This is a genomic window from Arsukibacterium sp., from assembly GCF_018402695.1.
GTDB lineage: Bacteria > Pseudomonadota > Gammaproteobacteria > Enterobacterales > Alteromonadaceae > Alishewanella.
The window spans coordinates 553,283-573,544 of the sequence record NZ_JAGYIM010000016.1 but is presented as its reverse complement, the minus strand read 5'-3'; the positions used below and the strand labels follow the sequence as shown (position 1 = coordinate 573,544).

At 50.9% G+C, this 20,262-nt stretch carries 19 protein-coding genes; 9 read left to right on the top strand and 10 right to left on the bottom strand.

The window, feature by feature from the left end; genetic code table 11:
- Window positions 1-51: 51 nt before the first annotated feature.
- Window positions 52-1,512 carry a beta-Ala-His dipeptidase gene (locus KG631_RS10100; RefSeq protein ID WP_213999453.1) on the bottom strand — a complete coding sequence of 487 codons (1,461 nt, stop codon included), beginning with the start codon at window positions 1,510-1,512 and terminating at the stop codon, window positions 52-54.
- 132 nt (window positions 1,513-1,644) lie between these two features.
- Window positions 1,645-2,829, bottom strand: a complete 1,185-nt coding sequence (locus tag KG631_RS10095) for a phage tail sheath subtilisin-like domain-containing protein (RefSeq protein ID WP_213999451.1) — start codon at window positions 2,827-2,829, stop codon at window positions 1,645-1,647.
- 181 nt (window positions 2,830-3,010) lie between these two features.
- Here KG631_RS10095 and KG631_RS10090 point away from each other — a divergent pair, with 181 nt between their 5' ends.
- Entirely contained in the window at window positions 3,011-3,622 is a 612-nt protein-coding gene (locus KG631_RS10090; protein ID WP_213999441.1) for a DUF502 domain-containing protein, read from the top strand.
- A gap of 8 nt (window positions 3,623-3,630) precedes the next feature.
- Here KG631_RS10090 and KG631_RS10085 read toward each other — a convergent pair whose 3' ends face one another.
- Complete coding sequence (locus KG631_RS10085; RefSeq protein ID WP_213999439.1) at window positions 3,631-4,254, bottom strand: LysE family translocator; 624 nt, start codon at window positions 4,252-4,254, stop codon at window positions 3,631-3,633.
- A gap of 398 nt (window positions 4,255-4,652) precedes the next feature.
- Window positions 4,653-4,889 carry a CopG family transcriptional regulator gene (locus KG631_RS10080; RefSeq protein WP_213999437.1) on the bottom strand — a complete coding sequence of 79 codons (237 nt, stop codon included), beginning with the start codon at window positions 4,887-4,889 and terminating at the stop codon, window positions 4,653-4,655.
- 186 nt (window positions 4,890-5,075) lie between these two features.
- Here KG631_RS10080 and KG631_RS10075 point away from each other — a divergent pair, with 186 nt between their 5' ends.
- The 3 genes from KG631_RS10075 (at window position 5,076) to KG631_RS10065 (ending at window position 6,381) form a co-directional block, all read left to right on the top strand.
- Window positions 5,076-5,531, top strand: a complete 456-nt coding sequence (locus KG631_RS10075; RefSeq protein ID WP_213999434.1) for a hypothetical protein — start codon at window positions 5,076-5,078, stop codon at window positions 5,529-5,531.
- Window positions 5,528-5,743: a hypothetical protein gene (locus tag KG631_RS10070; protein ID WP_213999432.1), complete on the top strand. Its 216-nt coding sequence runs from the start codon at window positions 5,528-5,530 to the stop codon at window positions 5,741-5,743. Before KG631_RS10075 ends, KG631_RS10070 begins: the two co-directional genes overlap by 4 nt.
- 185 nt (window positions 5,744-5,928) lie before the next feature.
- Entirely contained in the window at window positions 5,929-6,381 is a 453-nt protein-coding gene (locus KG631_RS10065; RefSeq protein ID WP_213999430.1) for an SRPBCC family protein, read from the top strand.
- A gap of 68 nt (window positions 6,382-6,449) precedes the next feature.
- On the opposite strand, the gene KG631_RS10060 is transcribed toward KG631_RS10065, so the two are convergent.
- From KG631_RS10060 to KG631_RS10050, 3 genes are read right to left on the bottom strand one after another with little or no spacing between them, the layout of a single operon-like run.
- Window positions 6,450-7,832: an efflux transporter outer membrane subunit gene (locus KG631_RS10060; protein WP_213999427.1), complete on the bottom strand. Its 1,383-nt coding sequence runs from the start codon at window positions 7,830-7,832 to the stop codon at window positions 6,450-6,452.
- Window positions 7,825-11,025 (bottom strand): multidrug efflux RND transporter permease subunit, encoded by a 3,201-nt coding sequence (locus KG631_RS10055; RefSeq protein ID WP_213999425.1) that lies wholly within the window; start codon window positions 11,023-11,025, stop codon window positions 7,825-7,827. The genes KG631_RS10060 and KG631_RS10055 overlap by 8 nt, the downstream gene beginning before the upstream one ends.
- 9 nt (window positions 11,026-11,034) lie before the next feature.
- Complete coding sequence (locus KG631_RS10050; protein WP_213999423.1) at window positions 11,035-12,306, bottom strand: efflux RND transporter periplasmic adaptor subunit; 1,272 nt, start codon at window positions 12,304-12,306, stop codon at window positions 11,035-11,037.
- A gap of 462 nt (window positions 12,307-12,768) precedes the next feature.
- Here KG631_RS10050 and KG631_RS10045 point away from each other — a divergent pair, with 462 nt between their 5' ends.
- From KG631_RS10045 to KG631_RS10035, 3 genes are all read left to right on the top strand, one after another.
- Window positions 12,769-13,383, top strand: a complete 615-nt coding sequence (locus KG631_RS10045) for a TetR/AcrR family transcriptional regulator (protein ID WP_213999420.1) — start codon at window positions 12,769-12,771, stop codon at window positions 13,381-13,383.
- A gap of 122 nt (window positions 13,384-13,505) precedes the next feature.
- Complete coding sequence (locus tag KG631_RS10040) at window positions 13,506-14,405, top strand: AraC family transcriptional regulator (RefSeq protein ID WP_213999418.1); 900 nt, start codon at window positions 13,506-13,508, stop codon at window positions 14,403-14,405.
- An 83-nt stretch (window positions 14,406-14,488) separates the two neighbouring features.
- Window positions 14,489-15,415, top strand: coding sequence for an EamA family transporter (locus tag KG631_RS10035; protein WP_213999416.1), 927 nt, complete (start codon window positions 14,489-14,491; stop codon window positions 15,413-15,415).
- Between the two features lie 23 nt (window positions 15,416-15,438).
- On the opposite strand, the gene KG631_RS10030 is transcribed toward KG631_RS10035, so the two are convergent.
- The gene (locus tag KG631_RS10030) at window positions 15,439-15,654 is read right to left on the bottom strand and encodes a helix-turn-helix transcriptional regulator (protein ID WP_213999414.1); all 216 of its coding nucleotides are present in this window, start codon (window positions 15,652-15,654) and stop codon (window positions 15,439-15,441) included.
- Window positions 15,647-16,132, bottom strand: coding sequence for a hypothetical protein (locus KG631_RS10025; protein WP_213999412.1), 486 nt, complete (start codon window positions 16,130-16,132; stop codon window positions 15,647-15,649). The genes KG631_RS10030 and KG631_RS10025 overlap by 8 nt, the downstream gene beginning before the upstream one ends.
- A 311-nt stretch (window positions 16,133-16,443) precedes the next feature.
- Between KG631_RS10025 and KG631_RS10020 the strand changes: the two genes are divergently transcribed.
- The gene (locus KG631_RS10020; RefSeq protein WP_213999410.1) at window positions 16,444-16,749 is read left to right on the top strand and encodes a hypothetical protein; all 306 of its coding nucleotides are present in this window, start codon (window positions 16,444-16,446) and stop codon (window positions 16,747-16,749) included.
- Between the two features lie 112 nt (window positions 16,750-16,861).
- Window positions 16,862-18,742 (top strand): hypothetical protein, encoded by a 1,881-nt coding sequence (locus KG631_RS10015; RefSeq protein WP_213999407.1) that lies wholly within the window; start codon window positions 16,862-16,864, stop codon window positions 18,740-18,742.
- Window positions 18,743-18,857: 115 nt separating this feature from the next.
- On the opposite strand, the gene KG631_RS10010 is transcribed toward KG631_RS10015, so the two are convergent.
- Window positions 18,858-20,225: a peptidoglycan DD-metalloendopeptidase family protein gene (locus KG631_RS10010; protein WP_213999405.1), complete on the bottom strand. Its 1,368-nt coding sequence runs from the start codon at window positions 20,223-20,225 to the stop codon at window positions 18,858-18,860.
- Window positions 20,226-20,262 lie beyond the last annotated feature (37 nt).

The window sequence follows — 20,262 nt, the reverse complement described above, 5'->3', positions numbered from 1 at the left end:
GCCGTCGGCTAACAGCCAGACTCCGCCACAATTCAGGATACGTTACCGGCTTCAGCTCCTGGCGGGGATCCGCTCCAGTACAGCCAGCAGCAATTGCCAATACTGGCCAACAGTTTCAATATTAACCATTTCATCCGGGCCATGCGGATAACGGATAGTCGGACCAATCGAGACCATATCCATCTCTGGATACGGCTTTTTAAACAGGCCGCATTCCAAACCGGCATGAATAACCATAATCACCGGTTGTTTGTGGTAAATATCCTGATAGGTATCGTTGACGATTTTCATCACGGCCGAGTCCGGATCAGGTTTCCAGCCCGGGTAAGCACCACTGAAACTGACTTTAGCCCCCGCCAGTTCAGCCAATGAAGCCAGCATGGTTTCAACATGCTCGCGGCCTGAATCAATTAACGAGCGGATTAAACACAATACCTGTACCTGATCGCCAGCGGTGCTAATCACCCCCATGTTCAGTGAAGTTTCGGTAACACCCGGCACATCGTCGCTCATCCGCATCACCCCATTCGGGCAGGCATGCAGCAGGTTTAACAGTGCTTGCTGGCTGGCATCAGTCATTACCTGTTGCGGCAGGCTGGCTTCACGCAGACTGAATTTAATGGCGGGTTCTACTGCTGCTAATTCTGTTTGCACTAATTGCTCAAAGAAACTGATTTTCTGCTGCAGTAAATCAACTTTACTGGCAGGCAGACAAAGCGTTACCGCGGCTTCGCGCGGAATAGCGTTACGTAATGAACCGCCGGATATTTCACTGAGTTGCAATTGCAGCTCGCGGGCTTCAGTTACCAAGAAACGGGCCAGCAGTTTGTTGGCATTGCCACGGCCTAAATGAATATTGACCCCGGAGTGGCCGCCTTTTAAACCGCTTAAGCTGAGGGTAACCGCCTGACTGCCGGCTGGAACACTTTGCCAGCTTACCGGCACGCTGAATTCAGCATCCACCCCGCCGGCACAGCCCATATAAATCTCACCTTCCTGCTCAGAGTCAGTGTTGATCAGGATCTCAGCTTCCAGCACGCCAGGCTGCAGGCCAAAGGCGCCGGTCATGCCGGCCTCTTCGTCAATGGTTAACAATACTTCTAACGGCCCGTGTTTTATTTCACTGCTGCCTAATATCGCCAGGGCTGAAGCCATACCAATGCCGTTATCGGCACCCAGAGTAGTGCCGTTGGCCGTTACCCAGTCACCATCAACGTAAGCCTCTATCGGATCCTTGGTAAAGTCGTGAACTTTGTCAGCATTCTTCTGCGGTACCATATCTAAATGAGCCTGAATAACCACTGGCTTGCGGTTTTCCATACCCGCTGTAGCAGGCTTTTTAATAATAAGGTTGCCTACCTTGTCTTCAACCACACTTAAGCCAAGCTTGCGGGCCCAGTCCTGAATATGCTGACTTAACGCTTGTTCATGTTTTGACGGGTGAGGTATAGCACAAATTTGTTCAAACCATTGCCATAATGGTTGCGGATATAAAGCACTTAATGCAGCCACAAAAAACTCCTGAAAAGGGTTAGCTAAGCGAAAATTTGCGCCAGTTTAGCATAAGCGGTCCGCCGTGTTCAGGGCTGCCCGGCCCGAATAGTGCCGGGCCATTCGGTATTGTAAAGATGTGCTGCCATCGACTCAGGGCGGGCTTAGTTTATAAGTAATGCTGATAACAACAAATTCTGCCGGCTTAACCGGGGCAAAGCCAAGTTCGATAACCAGTTGTTGCAGATTAATATCCTTTTCGGTCATTGTCTCATTCAGGCCACAGCGGACAAAAAATGCTTCATTTTGCGTGACTCCCTGCATCGCTCCGGCCCGGAACAGGGTAACCAGAAAATTACTGATATTACGCCGGACAGCTTGCCATAAAGGCTGATCATTTGGCTCGGATTGGGCCCATTGTAAACTTTGAATAATACTCTGCTCGATAAAAATGGCGGTGCGTTTTACCGAAATATAACGCCACTCCTGGTCAGTCTGGCTGGCCAGCGTGCGGGCGCCCCACACCACCGTGCCTACCCGGGGCAAAGTCCGGATACAGTTAATACCCAGGGGGTTGAGCTGCTGCTGAATGCTATCATCAATGTTAAACGCCAGCCCGGTAATGCCCATTAGTTTAGCCGTCACACCGGCAGGGGCTTTCCAGACACCATAACGGGCGTCGTTACGACAGTATAAACCCGCAGCCACGGCAGCCGGCGGTATTGTCAGCGTACCTTTTGCCAGCGGGTTTGTGATGGTTAACCACGGATAATACAGCGCAGCAAAGCTGGATGCAGGTAAGCCCAGAATACTTGCACCCGCGGCGCTGCTAAGGTGTAAGTCAGCAGCTAACTCCAGTAGGAGCATACACTGACGCTGTTGCTGGCAAAATGTTAACGTGGCGCTGATCACAGCGTTACTTTGCGCATGTTTGTTACTCTGCCAATGCTGACCGGGCAGCAGTAACAGACTGTAATCATCCAGGGTGGCCAGGACCGTCTGGTAAAAGTGGCTGTAATCGTTTGCCGTTAAGCTGGCAACGTCATTGTCGTCGTTCTTGCTGGCCAGCCGGTAAATATAAGCGTCTTTGCCGCCATTGCCAAAAAAAGCCATAACAGCCAACGTCATCGGATCGGGTTGTGTATGCTGCTCTGCTGCAGTAGCGCGCTGAAACAGCTGCTGATATTCGGTAAAACTGCTGATAAGCACCGGCTGATTAACCGGGCCACTGGCAGCACAACCAACAAATACGACAGTGCTGGTCGATACTGCTGTAACAGGTTGGGGGCTGGCCGGTATTTCATTGACGTAAACACCGGGCCGGGTGTAATCAGGCATGGTTTTGCTTTCCAGAAGTGCAGGCTTAACGCTAAAGATAGTCAGTAATAGCCGCTTTAGCCATTACCCACTTTAGCCACTCGCGCGATAAACGGGCGGGTAATGGATATGCACTGGTACAGGGCTTTAGTTAACTGCTATGCTAGCGCCCGTCCGCTTAGCTGCCCTGTATAAGAGCCCCATGAAAATCATTATTAAAAGTTTATTAAAAGGCCTGGTTATTATCCTGCCACTGGTTATTACTCTGGAATTAATCCGCTGGCTGTTGCATACCGTTGAAACCGTATTAAACCCGATGTTACAACTGGTGTTGCCTGAGCGGTGGTACCTGCCCGGCATGGCAATATTAAGCTTTTTACTGGTCTGTATCGCTGTCGGCTACAGTTCGCGCTGGCCTAACTTTAACTGGTTCTGGCAGTTGCCTGGCAAGATTTTAATGAAGCTGCCCGGCACCAAACAGGTTTATGGCATGTTGCAGGACATTATTGACCTGATGTCAGGCAAAAACTTCACCGACGGCTCGGTAGTCATGGTCAAGCTGCCGTCATCCGAGATTGAGCTAATCGGTATTGTTACCAAGTACGGCGGCCAGCCAACTGACCGGATGTCATCGCTGATGCAGGAAGATCAGCTGGCGGTGTTTATTCCGATGGCTTACAACGTGGGCGGTTATACCATTATTATTCCGCGCAGTTGCACCCGCAACATTGATATGAAACCGGCCGAAGCATTGCAGCTGGTACTAAGCGGTGGCCTGGGCAGCGCCAAAGCACCGGGTAAAGGCTGGGAATAGTAGTTTAATTACCCTAACACCATCCAAAGCGCCACGCCAAACATCAGGCTGGCGCCGATGCGGTTTAAGTACTGCACCCGGTTGGAGCGGGTTAAAAATAGCGCCAAAGCTTTACCGCCGCTGGCGTACAGCAGCATCGATAAAAACTCCAGCAGCAGAATAATGCTGATCAAAATAACCAGCTGCGGCCAGAACGCCAGCTGGGTGTCGATAAAGGGCGGCAGCAGCGCCATATGAAAAGCCCAGCCTTTGGGGTTAGACACTGCGGTAATAAAACCCTGGCTAAACAGCGTGCGCCTTGGCAGCAGCTGCGGCACCATGCCGGCTGTTGGTATCGCCAGCTTACCTTTGGCCCGCCACATTTGCAGGCCAATATAAGCCAGGTAACAGGCGCCTATAATTTTAAACCACTGAAAAACGGCAGGGAATTGCAACATTATTGCCGCTACGCCCAGTACCGCCAGCATTGCTACCAATGCCACCCCCAGCATCTCGCCCCACATCATCCAGAAAGTACGGCGTACGCCCTGGCTCATACCCAGCGTCATTGCCAGCGTCATGCACATGCCCGGCGTAACCGACACAAATAAAAAGGTCGGAATAAACGCACCCATCAAAGCCAGATTAACCATAGCAACCTCTACTGCAAACTGGCGCTATTCTGGCTGATCGCCGAACCGCCGACAATAGCCTTAAGCCGCAATTTTAGGGCGAGTAACGCATGATCATTACATCAACCGTAAAGGCTGCTTGCAAACATCTCTCGCCGATCTGGTCGCCCGCCCTATCGGATTAAAAACGTTAAGACCCACGCAAGAAAATCGTGCATTTGATGTGTTAACAGAAAAATTCCATTGCGACGGCGGTAGAGCTAAGTTAGGGAAAGCTTTTTGAAGGCGTCGGCATGAAAATTTACCCTACACCAGAAAGTGAAAAGCCCCGATGATACTCACCGAGGCCGTGACGCCGACCGGGCACCCCCAATCCACTTGCCAAAAAGCATAGTGTTTAGTTGAATGTATTTCAACCGCTAAAACCTGAGCGATTCACGCGTTATATCCTCACCAAACCCGGCACGCAGTTCTTCCTGCTGCGGAAACTCATGCCAGCTTCCAGCCATATCGCAAACGGCTTGTGGAAAAGTGTTGGCTAAGCGCTGTTGAATTAGACTGGCCAGCCACTGGTTTTGTGTCATCTTCGCCTCGGCTGCAGCTTGCTTTAATTGCTGAATAAGCTCGTCATCCAGCTTAATAGTGATTCGTGTCATAGCTACCTCCAAACTTCCATTTAACAATAAGTATAACTTTGCATAATGCAGAATCCAGTCAAGCCAAACATTCGTTACTAGATAATTTCCGCAGACGCCAGTTCTTGCTTTTGCCGCTTCAAAGACATAAATTAATTACCATAATTTAACTTTTAAATCACAATGCAAAAATAAGGAACTAGAGCTATGGAACAACAATCTGTTTTGAAGGATGTTTTCATCTCAATGGGTGAACTTGAAAGGTATTTCGATGGCGCAGTACCAGTTAATTTGTGGCGCGGTCTGAACATCAAGAAAAACACTGCTCTATTTGATCTGATTGAAACCCCTCACAAAATGTCGAATGGCAGGATCCGTAAGCCAGATATCACCATTGAGAACGGTTGGGTTAAGGTTAAACATTGGCCACGCGGCATATCCACTTTTGATAAACCCGGAGTACCAAAGGGCAAGGACTGGGTACATTACATCATTCCTGCGGGAACACCGTTACCACGCGGCTTAGCGATTGTTAAAGACTCTTACAACGAAACCTTTATGGCAACTCACTACACTATTGCTCCTGCGCACGATATGCCTATAGCTACATTCAGAAATCTGCTAAGGTCTTTCGCAACTCAAATTGAAAGGATAGCAAAATGATTGAAATTTCAAACGCCGCTGCGCCTTTATTGGTGCAGGCGCTACGTGACGCGGTAAGGTACAACGAACAGCTATTAACTAGTGAAACCTTACGTGACCGCGCTGACTACGAAGAATATTTAATGGAAGTCAGTCAGCTATATGCTGAAGTTAAAGCGCAGTATAAACGTATTGAAGCTGATGTTGGTATAGCTCTGGACGATATTGTGTAGCAGCCTACAATCGAAATTAAAAAGCCGAATGTTTCCGGCTTTTTGATTTCAACGTGACCAGAAAATATTTCACCGATAATAGATTTCTCCCTCACTGTCCAATCCTCCCCCACTCTTTCGACTACGCTATGATACAGCCAATTATAGCGGCGCTTTGCTGCCGCTTTTGTTATAGGAGATTTGTTATGTCAGGCAATACCGTAACATTGCACCGGGTACTGAAAGCTACGCCAGAGCGGGTGTACCGCGCCTTTTTAGAGCCGGAAGCGCTGGTAAAGTGGTACCCGCCGCATGGTTATACCTGCAAAGTGCATAGCATGGATGCGCGGGAAGGTGGCGGCTACAAAATGGCCTTTACCAACTTTAGCACCGGCCACAGCCATAGCTTTGCCGGTACGTTTCTGCAATTAAAACCAAACGAGCTTATCCGGCTGAATGACCAGTTTGACGACCCTAACCTGGCCGGCACCATGCAGGTCACCATTCGCTTAAAGCCGGTAATTTGCGGTACCGAACTTAGCATTGAGCAAACCGGCGTGCCGGCGGCGATACCAGTAGAATTTTGTTACGCCGGTTGGCAGGAATCCTTGCAGTTACTGGCGTTATTAACCGAACCGGAGATACCGGATCAGGTTTAAACAATGCTGGTTTACGAAAAAAGCCGGCATTACCGGCTTTTTTGTATTTACTCAGTGCCACACCTGCGCTACATCAGCTGAATACCACCACCAAAGCTGCGGTAAATGGCCACCAGCCGGATAAAACTTTGCTGTTGTAATAGCGCCAGTTGGTCCCGGCTTCTGAGCAGTTCGCGCTCGGTGTCAAGCAAGTCCAAAAACTCACCTGTACCGGCGTTGTAACGCTGGCGGGCAATTTGCACCGCTTTGTTACTGGCCTGCCATTGCAACTCGGTGCTTAGTTGCTGTTCGCGACTTAAGTTATAGCTGTTAAGTGATAATTGCATCTCGTTAATGGCATTAAACACCTGCTGCTCAAACTGAGCCAGCGCCATTTGACTGCTGGCCTCGGCCTGGCGAATACGTGCTTTTACCGAGCCCAAATCTGCAGCCTGCCAACTGAGGGTGGGCGCGACCGACCAGCTTTGCGTGTCGCTGTTCAGGGCTAAGCCGGGGCCTGATATAAAGCCCAGAAAGCCACGTACCGACAGGTTTGGGTATAAATCAGCCGTTGCCACCCCAATCTCGGCAGTGCGGGCAGCTAATAAACGCTCGGCGCCTGCGACATCGGCACGGTAACGCAGATAGTTTTCACCCGCTACTATTGCCACCGGCTGACTTAGCTCGGGCAAATGTGGTACCGCACCCAATTTTAACTGGCCTGGCCGTTGCGCCAGCAGAGCCGACAAGGTGGCATCGGCCGTTAACAGTGCCACCCGATATGCCGGCACCATTGCTTGCACCTGATGCAACTGAGCGTCAATTTGCGCGAGCTCTAACTCGGATGCCATACCGGCATCCAGCCGGGCCAGCACGATAGTCCGGCTTTGCTGCAGGTTTTGCAGGTTTTGCTCGGCGACCACTAAGCGCAGTTGCGCGCCGCGGTATTCACCATAACTGGTGGCAACCTGGCTGATTAACTGCACCTGGGCATCATGCCATAAAATATCGGCCTGCTGCGCCTGCGCTTCCGCGGCTTCACTGGCACGACGTATTTTGCCAAACAAATCCAGGTCCCAACTCAAGCTGGCGCCGGTGCTGTAGCCCCGGGTGATTACGCCATCATCTACGGGCGACAAAGTGGCGTTTTCACTGGCCTGGTAACCCGCATCTAATGACCCTTTGGGCAGGAAATCGTCATTCGCATCACGAAACACCGCATAAGCCCGGTCGACGTTAGCCCTGGCTTGCACCAGGGTACGGTTTTCCACCAGGGCACGGCTAATCAGCTGGTTCAGGGCTGCATCATCAAATGCCTGCCACCAGCTTTGCAAATGTTCTGCCTGCTGGTACGGGCTGGTAAAGCTGATATCCGCTACCTTAGCCGGTGTTTGATAATCCGGCCCCACCGCGCAGGCACTGAGTGACGCTACCAACGCTGCGATGGTGGTAAGTTTCAGTTTATTACGCATGAGGTCTCTCCACAGTATCTGTTGCTATAGTTGTTGCCGGTTGCAGCGCCTTTTTCTCACCACGGACTTTTTCATCACCACGTTTGGCCAACATGTAATAAAACAGCGGGGTTAAGATTAAGCCGAAAACTGTAACGCCTATCATGCCGGAGAATACCGCCACCCCCAGCGCCTGGCGCATTTCAGAGCCGGCACCGCTGGAAAATGCCATCGGTACCACCCCCATAATAAAGGCGATAGACGTCATCAATATCGGCCGTAAACGCAGCCGGCTCGCTTCCAGAATAGCCTCCATCGCCTTCATGCCATGGTCTTGCAGCTCTTTAGCAAACTCGACAATTAAGATGGCATTTTTGGTGGCCAGCCCCACCAGCACTATTAAACCAATCTGAGTCAGGATGTTATTATCACCACCGTAAATCATTACCCCGCTCAGTGCCGATAACAGCGTCATCGGAATGATCAGAATAATCGCCAGCGGCAAGCTTAAACTTTCGTACTGGGCAGCCAGCACCATAAACACCAGCAGAATAACCAGCGGATAGATAAACATACCGGCATTGCCCGCCAGAATTTGCTGGTAGGTCAGTTCGGTCCATTCATAGGTCATACCGTTGGGCAGGGTTTCAGCCAGTATTTTCTCAATAGCCGCCTGGGCTTCACCGGTGCTGTAACCCGGTGCCGGGCCACCGTTAATTTCGGCAGTGGTAAAGCCGTTGTAATGCATTACCCGGTCTGGCCCGGCGGTGTCGGTGACATTGATAAACGAGCCCAGCGGGATCATCTCTCCCTGCAGGTTACGCACCTTCAGCTGAGCAATTTGCGCCGCATTTTGGCGGAACTGCTCGTCTGCCTGCATATTGACCTGATAAGTCCGGCCAAACTGGTTAAAGTCATTGACGTATACCGAGCCCATATAAGCTTGCAATGTCTGGAATACTTCATCCAATGCCACACTTTGCTGCTTGGCCTTGGTGCGGTCGATATCCAGATCCAGCTGCGGCACGTTAACCTGATAACCGGAGAACACACCAGCCAGTTCAGGCGTACCCCAGGCTTTTTGCATTACCTGCATGGTCACGTTGTACAGCTCTTCATAACCATGGTTGCCACGGTCCTGAATTTGCAGCCGGAAACCACCAATGGTGCCTAAACCCATTACCGGAGGCGGCGGAAAAATAGCAATAAAAGCATCTTCAATACCGGCAAACTGCTGGTTTAACGCCGCGGCAATGGCATTACCGGATAATGCTTCGCTATCACGCTCTTCAAAAGCATCCAGACCAACAAATACAATGCCGGCGTTAGGGCTGTTGGTAAAACCATTAATGCTCAGGCCCGGAAAAGCGATAGAGTTAGCAACGCCCGGGTAATCCAGCGCAATGCGCGACATCTCTTTTATCACCACTTCGGTGCGCTCCAGTGAAGAGGCATCCGGCAACTGGGCGAAGGCTACCAGATACTGTTTATCCTGGCCGGGTACATAACCGGTGGGGGTAGTAGCAAATTGCAGGCCCGTTACCCCAACTAACGCGATATACATGACGCCAACGATGGCGCCAAACCGAATAACCTTTTTCACCAACCAGCCGTAGCCGTTGCTTAAACGGGCAAAAAAGCGGTTAAACGGCGCAAATAACCAGCGGCCAAACAGCTTGTCGATACCACGGGTAAGCGCATCTTTTTTCTCGCCATGGCCTTTTAACAACAGGGCGGCTAACGCCGGGCTTAGCGTTAACGAGTTAATGGCCGAGATAAAGGTAGAAATAGTAATGGTTAGCGCAAACTGCTTATAAAACTGGCCGGTTAACCCCGACATAAAGGCAGTAGGAATAAACACCGCAGCCAGTACCAGCGTTGTGGCCACAATTGGCCCGGTAACTTCTTTCATCGCTTTTTGGGTGGCCGCCAGCGGCGATAAGCCTTCGCTGATATTACGCTCAACGTTCTCTACTACGACGATGGCATCATCTACCACGATACCAATCGCCAGCACCAGACCGTATAAAGATAAGGCATTGATTGAAAAGCCCAGCAGATGCATAAAGGCAAAAGTACCGACCAGTGACACCGGCACCGCCACCAACGGAATAATGGAGGCGCGCCAGGTTTGTAAAAACAGCACCACCACCAGCACCACTAACAGCACTGCTTCGAGCAAGGTTTTTACTACCGCGTCAATTGAACCGCGCACAAATACCGTGGGGTCGTACACAATGTCGTAGCTTAAGCCGTCCGGAAAGCTTTTCGACAGCTCGGCCATTTTGGCGCGTACATCGTCGGAAATCTGAATCGCATTAGAGCCTGACGCCTGGAAAATAGGCAGTGCCACGGCGTCTTTATTGTTAAGCAACGAGCGCAGCGCATAGTTAGAGGCGCCCAGCTCGACCCGGGCCACATCTTTTAAGCGGCTCAGCTCGCCCTGGCTGCCCACCTTGATAATAATATCTTCAAACTCTTCTACCGTAGCTAACCGGCCTTTCACGTTGATCAGCAGCTGAAAATCTGATTCGCCACTGGGCTGCGCCCCTAAACTACCGGCTGCCGCCTGTTGGTTTTGCTCACGAATAGCCGCGCTGATTTGTGCCGGCGATAACCCCAGTGCTGCCACCTTATTCGGGTCCAGCCAGATCCGCATACTGTATTCACCGGCACCAAACAATTGCACACTGCCGACGCCGTCAATGCGCGCCAGTTCGTCTTTAACGTTTAGTGCGGCATAGTTCGACAGGTACAACATGTCATATCGGTCGTCCGGCGAGGTTAAATGCACCACCATGGTTAAATCAGGCGATGATTTTTCGGTGACCACGCCCAGCCGCTGCACTTCCTGCGGTAAACGCGGCATCGCGCGGTCGACCCGGGCCTGCACCTGGCTTTGCGCCAGATCGACGTCGGTACCGATAGCAAAGGTTACCGTTAACGTCATCCGGCCATCCGAGGTAGCCTGCGACGACATATACAGCATGTTTTCCACGCCGTTAATGTCCTGTTCCAGCGGCGATGCCACCGTTTCGGCAATCACTTTTGGGTTAGCGCCCGGATAGTTAGCGGTTACCACCACCGTGGGGGGAACCACTTCCGGGTATTCAGTAATCGGCAGCTGAAATACCGCTATGGCACCGGTTATAAAAAATAACAGTGAAATAACTGCGGCAAAAATGGGTCTGCGAATAAAAAATTGCGAGAACATAATGCTTCCTTAACCCCGTCCCGGCGTTTTGCCGGCATTAACTGTTTCAGCTGCAATGTCGGCGTTGGCCGTCAATGCCGTGCTGGTTTGGTCCAGTAACTGTTGGGCCTGACGTAAACCGGCTATTTGCTCTGCCTGTGCCATATCCACCATTTTGGGTTCAATGTGCATATTTGGCTGCACACGCTGCAAGCCGTTAACAACAATTTTGTCAGTTGCCGTTAAACCTTCCCGCACTATGCGCAGACCGTTAACTTTTTCACCCAGGGTTACCGCCCGGTACTCCAGCTGATTATCGCTGTTTACCACCAGCACGAATTTGTTATTCAGATCGGTACCTACCGCTTTTTCATCAATCAGGATGCCGTCGTAGCTGGCGCTGCCTGCCAGCCGGATGCGGCTAAACATGCCAGGCAGCAAACTGCTGTCGTCGTTGGCGAAACTGGCGCGAATACGAATAGTGCCGGTTTGGGCATCGATACGGTTATCAACAAAATCAATATGGCCGATATAGCTGTAACTGTTGTCGTCGGCCAGGGCCATATAGACCGGGTTTGCTGCAGCATCACGGGTATCGGCGCGTTCACCGGCTTCGCTCAGACGGGCGTACTTCAGGTAGCTTTGCTCGTCGACATCAAAGTAAGCATACATTTTGTCGGTTGATACCAGGCTGGTTAGCTGGCTCTGGCCGGCATTAACATAGTTGCCTGCGGTAACCTGGGCATACGACACGCGACCGCTGATGGGCGCGCTGATGCGGGTGTAGCTTAAATCCAGTTCTGCACGTTGCAGTGCCGCCTGCACCGCCGTTACCGTAGCAGCCGTTTGCTGTTTGCGCGCTAACCGGCTGTCCAGTATTTCCGCAGAAATGGCACGCTGGCCGCTAAGCTTCTCTGCCCGGTCATAATCGTTGCCGGCCTGCACAGCCGCGCTTTGCGCACTTTGCAGTTCCGCTTTAAGCCGTGCCACTTCGGCGGCAAACGGCCGCGGGTCAATTTGCACCAGCAAATCGCCTTTGTTTACCAGCGCACCTTCTTCAAAGTGCACCTGCTCGATATAACCTGATACTCGGGGTACTAACGCGACCGTCTGTGGTGCCTGCAGCCGGCCGGTAAATTCATCCCATTCGGTGATCCGCTCATACACCACCTTCGCGACACTCACTGCAGGGGCCGCTGGTGGTTGGGCCGGACCCGACGCTTGCGGATTGCCGCAAGCCGTCAGCACCAGGGTCGCGACGCTTGCTAATATAAAATTTCTTACTGGGTTATTCCTGCTCATGGCGCTGCCCTCCAGGCTGTTGCATAAAAAATTAAAACATTTGTCAATTCTGTACCGCTCGGTAAATATATAGAACAGCAAAAAACTGTCAATCTATTTTTGTACCGACTGGTAAATAATTTAATTCTACTGCAGAAGAATTCGTTCTAAGGCTAAAACGGCACCGTTGCGGTGCTATGGATGCTATAACGCTGACAGAGACTATTGTCAGGCTATTGCAGCATTGTACCGGGCCGGACTAATGGGCTTAATGCCGGATCCCGGCGCATTCTTGCCTGAAACTCCGCCATAGCACACACATCGGTAATTTACTGAACGATAGCAACCGTTTAAGGGTCTTACTGCAATATATCAGCGATGATTAGTGGCAAGATATCTGTACTTAGCGGTAAATAACCCCTACTGGACAAGGGGTCTTTTGCTGTTTACTATATCAGCACGTTTTAATGCAGGAGCGGGTTTATGTCAGTAGTAAGTTGCACACCGAGTATGGGCCGCCCCCGGGCCTTTGACGCCGAAACTGCACTTGAGAAGGCACTGGACGTTTTTTGGCGCAAAGGTTATGACGGTACCTCGTTATCCGATCTGACCGAAGCGATGGGCATTAATAAACCCAGCTTGTATGCGGCTTTTGGCAACAAAGAACAGTTATTTTTAAAAGCGATAGAATTATATGAAAGCCGGCCTTGCTCTTTTTTTCTGCCGGCACTGGAAAAGCCTACCGCCTATCAGGTGGCCGAACATATGCTGTATGGCGCCGCAATGAATATGGCGGATCAAGCCCATCCGCAAGGCTGTGTGGTGGTGCAAGGCGCACTGTCTTGCAGCGAAGCAGCTGCAACGGTGAAAGCAGCCTTGCTTAACCGCCGCGTTGAAGGCGAACAAAAACTGTGTGCCCGCTTTGAGCAGGCCAAAATTGATGGCGACTTACCCGCCAATACCGATGCCGAAACCTTAGCCCGTTATTTAGGCACCGTGCTGCAGGGTATGGCTATTCAGGCTAATAACGGCGCCAGCTCTGAGCAACTGCGCCAGGTTGCTGAAATGACGTTACAAGCTTTTCCACGTAAAAGCTAACCCGGCGCCGCCTGCCTTAAACTCCGCACTTATTGCCTGATCCTCCAAAGCAGTGCTGCAGCAATAGGCAAAGCCGCAGCGGCTGCCTATACTGCGCTTATCTTCTACGCTAGGTGGCGATTATGACGGACGAACGCGAACTTCTGCGCCAGCAAATGCTGCAACCGGTGCTGGCTAAGTTAACCAGCAGCGGGGTCAACGAAAGTTGTATACCCGGGCTGAAACTCTATCGCAGTAATGCACCAACATCTGCAACGCCCACCCTTTATGAGCCCACACTTTGCCTGTTACTACAGGGCAACAAGCAAATATTACTTGGCGACGAAATGCTGCAGTACAATCCGCTGCAGTATCTGCTGGTACCGGTGATGCTGCCGGTTAGCGGTAAAGTTATCAGGGCCAGCAATAACGAGCCTTATCTGGGTGTCAGTGTCAGTCTGGATTTACGTGAACTGACCGAGCTGGTCATTGATTTGGGTGATAAAGTACCGCGCCAACCGGTCCCTGCCCGAGGCATCAGTATCGGCGACGCCGATCTTGATTTACTGTCGGTATTTCAGCGTATTTTTGCCTTGTTAGACCGGCCAAAAGATATCGCTGTATTGCACCCCTTGTTAAAACGCGAGCTGTTGTACCGGTTGCTGTTAAGCCCTGCAGGCAGCCATTTGCGCGAGTTTACGTTGCTCGACAGCCAGGCGAGCCGTATCGGCAAAGTGATTGATACGCTGCGTCAGCGTTTTAACCAGCCACTGCGCATTAAAGAACTGGCTGACGTCGCGCATTTAAGTGAATCAGCACTGTTTCAGGCTTTTAAAGCGGTAACGTCGATGTCGCCGTTGCAGTTTCAAAAACAGCTGCGGCTAAACGAGGCACGGCGCATTATGTTATATGAAGGTTTAGAAGCCGCCACCGCCAGCTACAAAGTGGGCTATGAAAGCCCGTCACAGTTTAGCCGCGAGTACAGTCGCTTATTCGGCGCCCCACCCAAAGCCGATGTGGCCCGTTTTCGCCAGACACTGTAAATTTATCGGCTGCGCTACTGTTTTAACCGCGCACAAGGCTTTAGAATCAGCAGCTCAATTCGCTGGCGCTGGCTAACTCTAATATGCAAAACACCCTGCTTTATCTTATTACTGTGCTGATTTGGGGCTCTACCTGGATAGCTATTGAGTTTCAGCTGGGTGAAGTGGCAGTAGAAGCGTCGTTACTATACCGCTTTGCATTATCAGCGCTGCTGATGTGGCTGTTTTGCTGGTGGCGGCGCTTACCCATGCGCTTTAGCGCTAAAGATCATGGCTTTATTGCCTTACTGGCCGTACTGAACTTTGCCCTGAACTACTTACTGATCTATCAGGCGCAGCAGCACTTAACCTCAGCGATGGCGGCTATTGCCTTTACCACCATGTTGCTGATGAATATTATTAATACCCGGCTGTTTTTTGGCAAGCCGGTCGCCAAGCGTATTTATTTTGGCGCGCTGATGGGTATCGTTGGTATCGCAGTGCTGTTCTACCCCGATTTAGATGGCCTCGATTTAACCAATGCCAGCCTGATTGGCTTAGTGCTGGTGCTGGGCAGTGCGCTTAGTGCCTCCCTGGGTAATATGGTTAGTGTACGTAACTCCCGCGCCGGCCTGCCAATAATGCAGGTTAATGCCTGGGGTATGCTGTATGGCTCGGTCGCCCTGACATTACTGGTATGGCTAAGCGGCACACCCTTTACCTTTAGCAGCAACCCGGTTTACATTGCGTCGTTATTGTATTTAGCGGTATTTGGCTCGGTTATCGCCTTTGCCACCTATTTTGCCTTGTTAAAACGTATGGGGCCGGAAAAAGCCAGCTACGTTATAGTCCTGTTTCCACTGGTGGCAGTAGTGCTCAGCACCCTGTTTGAAGACTTTGTCTGGACCGGCTACACCTTCGCCGGCTTTGCGCTGGTACTGGCCGGCAATGCCCTGGTGCTCACGCCCTTCGCCAAAATAAAAGCGTTGTTGTTTAAACCGAAGTTGCCGGTGCAAGCTATGCTGCCATAGCAGATTGTAGCTTGCACCAGCAGCTATTCATCAGCAGGCAGCAAGGTAAATATGGCTTCTACCGGCACGTCAAAAAATTGCGCCAACTTTAATGCAATCACCACTGAAGGGGTAAAACGGCCGGTTTCAACCGTACTTATGGTTTTTCGGGACACCCCTATCGCATCGGCCAGCTCTTGCTGCGACAACTTACTTTTGCTGCGCAGCTTAGCAATATGATTATCCAGCTCCTCATTCATCTTGTTCTGCCCTCAAGCCTAGCAATACTGGCAGCGCATAAGACCACATGCCCAAGCAGACAAGCGCTGCCGCATAGTGATTAAGTTCTATTGCGTTAAACCAGGCAGAGAAATCATCAATATCGGAAAACCCCCAGGTGGCAATCAAACAGAAAACTAACGCATTACAACTGTACTTGTAGCCCTTATGATTTAAAAAAGCACTAAACTCATCTTTAAAATCACCATACCAGAAGGCACGTTTGTTGCTGCCACCACTATATTTACTCACTTTAAACATTGTTAGCAGCAATATCAGTATTGCTAAAGCATAGAGACTCGCTACCAGGGTAATTACCCAGCTTGCTGCACTGAGTGTTTTTAACATTACATATAGAAAATCACCTGAAATCACCATTCCCAGCATTAAACAAAAAAACGCATTGTGTTTTAGCAGCAAATGCTCGCCTTCAGCTGCTGTTATTATTTTTTCCTTCATCGTTTTACTCCTAAAGCTGAACCAGTTGATACCCTAGGGTTTCATTTGACACCCTAGATTACCAAATGATACCTCAGGGTACCAATTAATCAAGCGATAAATTTAACAAAAACAAAGTGTCTTGTAACAAAATATGACAAATGGGTAGCGATCACTGTCGCCCCTGCCCGGTGCAGCCGTGATAGCAGCCTGGAGTACTCTGCTTTGTGATTAAACCGTCACAATACTTGTGGCAGATCAATCGCCTGGTTGATGGATGTTCTATAGTTCCACCATCAATATTCGCAAACGGTTTTTACAGCTACAAAATAATGGCATCGAACTCTGAACCGCAGGTTGCAGAACGCCCGGCGGTTAACCCACCTCAGTTATTCTGGCTTAAGTTGGTGATGCTGGTTGGCGTTGCCATGATAATCTTGGGTCATTTTCTGTGGGTGGGCCTGGAGCTGCCGCAGACCATGGGCGTGCCCGGCATCATCCTGGTAGCAGCATGCTGCGCTATCGGGCTTATCCTGTCGTTACCTACCAAAATTTACCTGACGTTGCTGCTGATGCAGCATGAAAGTGAGGTTAAAGAGACAGAGCAAACTGCAATAAGAAAAAAGACGGACTTATGAAAGCATAGCTTTAATAAAATCTGCAAATATGACCATCCATTAATTGCAATAATGAACCAGTCAGGCAGAATACCTGCAATTCCAACAATATGATTTAAAAAAGGATGTAATCATGGCATATGATTATGGCAGTGAATCCTTAGGGATCCGTAACCCATTTAAAGCCGAAGGCCTGCTTCGGGCAAGCCGTGGCTTAATTGTAAGTCTACTGGGCATTTACCCGTTATTACAGGTCGTTAGTCTGGTGCAACAGGATAAAACCCTGGCCTGGATATATGCTGCCGTAGGCTTCGTGCTGCTGGCCGGCGGCTTGAAGGCGCTGGGCGGTGGCATTGCTCAAATGATGCGCTTTTTTGTTGGCCGCAGCGTGCCTACCTCGCTGGCCCCTAACTTTAGTAAGTCTGAGCGGGAAACAGCCAAGCTGGAGCAGCCACATTATAAAAGCATTGATCTTGAAGAAATGCTGATGGGCCGTAAAAATAAAACCTTTGTTGAACCAGACGGCTTTATTTCCCGCTTGGTACATACCCTGGTTCCCAAACTGATTTTCTTGCCTTATCCGCTTCGCAATCTGGCACAACGGTTTGCCGGAGCGCTGATTGCCACGGCCGTTGCGCTGGTGGCCTACGCCCTTACCGCCTTTGTTTGTTTAACCGGGCTGGCCGGCGACACTGGCGATATTTTGCTGCCATTTTTCTCTTTTGTGCTGGTGGTATATTTAATTCTGAGCTGGCGTGGTGCCAGCACTGTTTATCGCCAGGCAGAAAAAAGCATCGAAACACAGGGCAACCTGAAGCTAGCCAAAATTATGGCCTTTGCCATCCTGGCGCCGGTATTGTTGGGGTTAGCCATTAACTTCCTGTTGCAGCAGCCCGACGTGCAGTACTTTGTCAGTGAATTACAGACCGCTGAACTACAAAGCTTCGCAGTGATGCCCCAGTTATTGCTGGTGCTGGTTTTTGGCGCTATCAGTGGTGCCTTTATTTTTCTGCTGCTCAAACAACGTACTGCCAAGGTGCAAGCGCAGACCAAAGTCTCTGAGTATCGTGCTAACTGGCAGGAAAATATTCACCCGCGCGAACTGTTTGTCAATATCGACAATATTGTAATGGCAAACCGGCGCTATATGGAAATACCCAACCGCGTCTACCGCGAACTGGCACCGAACCTGAACGAACAATCTGAAAGCAAAGGTGATTTTAATGGCGAGGTGATGATTGAAACTCAGCCCGCTTATGCGCCGCTACAGCATACCGCCTTGTTTAAACACTTACGGATATGGGCGACCATCACTGGCCAGCTGCTGCTGCTGATTGGCCCCTTTATTTTGTTTTATCTGCTGTTTGAGGCGCAAACCGTCCTGAGCCTGGTACGCGAATTTACTGCGCTGGCGCGGCCCGGTGATGCAGCAACCCAGAGCTTTGTGGTTAATCTGTTTAATGAAAGTCAGTTTATCTTAAGCCTGATTTTCAGCTGGCTTATTTGCCACAGCTTTGGCCGCCTGCTGGAAAACTTCAGCCACACTTTCTGGGCTGAACTGAATTTTGACTCTTTACTGGTGTATCTGAAATGCGAAGGAACTTATACCCAAAGTAAACTGACCACGGGTAAAGGCATTTACGACTCTACGTCATCGGAAAACTATGTCATGCGCTCATCGTTAACGCCCTGGGTCATCAGCTCACGTATCATGAGCAGTACTTTCGCAGACAGCGGCGCTAAGAATGTAGAGCACCCGCGGCATATTCTGGAAATGCAGGATAACCCGGAGGAAATGCAGGCGATAATAGATGATATTCAGAGCTTTTTATCAGCGCGTGAAACTATAGCCAACGTTAAAAATGCCCAGGATTTATCTAATACTGAGCAAATTTATCAGATTAATCAGCAGTCGCGTGCTATGCCGGTAACCCCGGACCAGGCCAGCCTGGCCAGCCCGCAACAAGATGCTGAAGCCAGCCTCAACCTGCAGGCTGAACCCGCCAAAGACTAAGACTGCCTAAGCTCAATTGCCCCGCTGCCGCCTATGCGGCATGCGGGTATTACTCAGGTAAATTGCACCGATTAATCGTAGCTGTCTGCCAGATGGTACACCTCACGTCGCCCTATCAGAACAACTGCGCCAGCGCCGTCTCCTGGTCCATTTGCTCGATCATAAAGGCCACCCGCTGCAAAAAGGCGTCGCGGCTGTCATCCGGCACAGGCTCTGCCAGCGGGATGTCAGCTGTCAGTGGGTTGACCGGCCGGTTGTTAACGTGCAGTTCGTAATGCAGGTGCGCGCCGGTTACCCGGCCGCTGGCACCGGATAGCGCAATGCGCTGGCCCCGCGCAACCTGCTGGCCAGGGCGCACCAGAGTCCGCTGCAGATGCAAATAACGGCTTTTGTACTGGCCATGATGCTGAATTTCAATATAACGGCCGGCAAACGGATGGTTTTCAACCCGGATCACCTTGCCCTCAGCTGCCGCCAGCACCGCAGTGCCGGTAGGGGTGGCAAAGTCAGTGCCGTTATGCGGCCTAACCCGGCCGGTGACCGGATGGAGCCGACGCGGATTAAAATCATCACTTACCCGGAATGTACGGGACAATGGCACCCGCATAAATGCCCGCTCTAAACTTTCGCCACTGGCATCATAAAACTGGCCATTATCGTGCAAAAAAGCGCTAAGCTGCTGGCGACGGTTAAACAACCGCACCCCTTCAATCCGGCTCTGACCGGTAGCTGTGTTGCCAACATAGTTGTCACTGCGCACCACCTGAAACCGGGCACCCGCCTGAATGTCGCGTGAAAAATTAAGCCGGTCGCGGAACAACTGATGTACCGTCACAATTTCAGCATCAGTCAGGCCAGCCTGTTGCGCCGACTTGTAGAAACTGCCGTTAATACTTCCTGCCAACGTGGTACTGTGCCACTCACCTGGATCAAGCAACTCCTGATAACTGAATTCGCCATCAGCTTCGCGCTGATACATTACCCGGTTGCCGGCGTGAACATACAGCTCCATAGCCTGCAACTGCAGCTTGTCATCCAGGGTGAAAGTCAGACTGTGCCCCGGGCGTAATACATCCAGTGCCAGTAAAGATTGATCAGCCGCCAATACCTGCTGCAATTGCTGCTGGCTGAAGCCCTGGCGGGAGAAAATCCGGCTCAGGCTATCTCCAGGCGCGATGGCATAATGACGTAGCCGTGCCTCCGCGGCTACACCACTGTGCATTGCGCTAGCAGCCTGTTGGACCCGCTGCCAGTTGGCCGCCAGTTGCGCAAGTTGCCAGTTGCGCCAGCCATCGGCCAGTAAACCAGGTATTGCCAAAGCAGTAACCGGAGCAGCAACCGGCGCTGAGCTGCTGCGCGGGGCCGGCCATAACAAAACAACCATCGTAAATAACATCAGTAACAGCATCGCCCGCCGGTGCATAACGGGAATAGGCGACAAGCGCAGAAGGCGTAAATTAAGCTGCGATCCATTGCTGGGCATGGGTTAGCACTCCATAATTAAGGTGTTTTGCTTGCAG

Bases quoted from the DNA above. Each gene is read 5' to 3' on its own strand.
- KG631_RS10095 (WP_213999451.1), bottom strand. From the start codon at position 2,829: ATGCCTGATTACACCCGGCCCGGTGTTTACGTCAATGAAATACCGGCC.
- KG631_RS10020 (WP_213999410.1), top strand. From the start codon at position 16,444: ATGGCATCGAACTCTGAACCGCAGGTTGCAGAACGCCCGGCGGTTAAC.
- KG631_RS10060 (WP_213999427.1), bottom strand. From the start codon at position 7,832: ATGCGTAATAAACTGAAACTTACCACCATCGCAGCGTTGGTAGCGTCA.
- KG631_RS10080 (WP_213999437.1), bottom strand. From the start codon at position 4,889: ATGACACGAATCACTATTAAGCTGGATGACGAGCTTATTCAGCAATTA.
- KG631_RS10030 (WP_213999414.1), bottom strand. From the start codon at position 15,654: ATGAATGAGGAGCTGGATAATCATATTGCTAAGCTGCGCAGCAAAAGT.
- KG631_RS10090 (WP_213999441.1), top strand. From the start codon at position 3,011: ATGAAAATCATTATTAAAAGTTTATTAAAAGGCCTGGTTATTATCCTG.
- KG631_RS10085 (WP_213999439.1), bottom strand. From the start codon at position 4,254: ATGGTTAATCTGGCTTTGATGGGTGCGTTTATTCCGACCTTTTTATTT.
- KG631_RS10035 (WP_213999416.1), top strand. From the start codon at position 14,489: ATGCAAAACACCCTGCTTTATCTTATTACTGTGCTGATTTGGGGCTCT.
- KG631_RS10055 (WP_213999425.1), bottom strand. From the start codon at position 11,025: ATGTTCTCGCAATTTTTTATTCGCAGACCCATTTTTGCCGCAGTTATT.
- KG631_RS10040 (WP_213999418.1), top strand. From the start codon at position 13,506: ATGACGGACGAACGCGAACTTCTGCGCCAGCAAATGCTGCAACCGGTG.
- KG631_RS10015 (WP_213999407.1), top strand. From the start codon at position 16,862: ATGGCATATGATTATGGCAGTGAATCCTTAGGGATCCGTAACCCATTT.
- KG631_RS10050 (WP_213999423.1), bottom strand. From the start codon at position 12,306: ATGAGCAGGAATAACCCAGTAAGAAATTTTATATTAGCAAGCGTCGCG.
- KG631_RS10075 (WP_213999434.1), top strand. From the start codon at position 5,076: ATGGAACAACAATCTGTTTTGAAGGATGTTTTCATCTCAATGGGTGAA.
- KG631_RS10065 (WP_213999430.1), top strand. From the start codon at position 5,929: ATGTCAGGCAATACCGTAACATTGCACCGGGTACTGAAAGCTACGCCA.
- KG631_RS10010 (WP_213999405.1), bottom strand. From the start codon at position 20,225: ATGCCCAGCAATGGATCGCAGCTTAATTTACGCCTTCTGCGCTTGTCG.
- KG631_RS10025 (WP_213999412.1), bottom strand. From the start codon at position 16,132: ATGAAGGAAAAAATAATAACAGCAGCTGAAGGCGAGCATTTGCTGCTA.
- KG631_RS10045 (WP_213999420.1), top strand. From the start codon at position 12,769: ATGTCAGTAGTAAGTTGCACACCGAGTATGGGCCGCCCCCGGGCCTTT.
- KG631_RS10070 (WP_213999432.1), top strand. From the start codon at position 5,528: ATGATTGAAATTTCAAACGCCGCTGCGCCTTTATTGGTGCAGGCGCTA.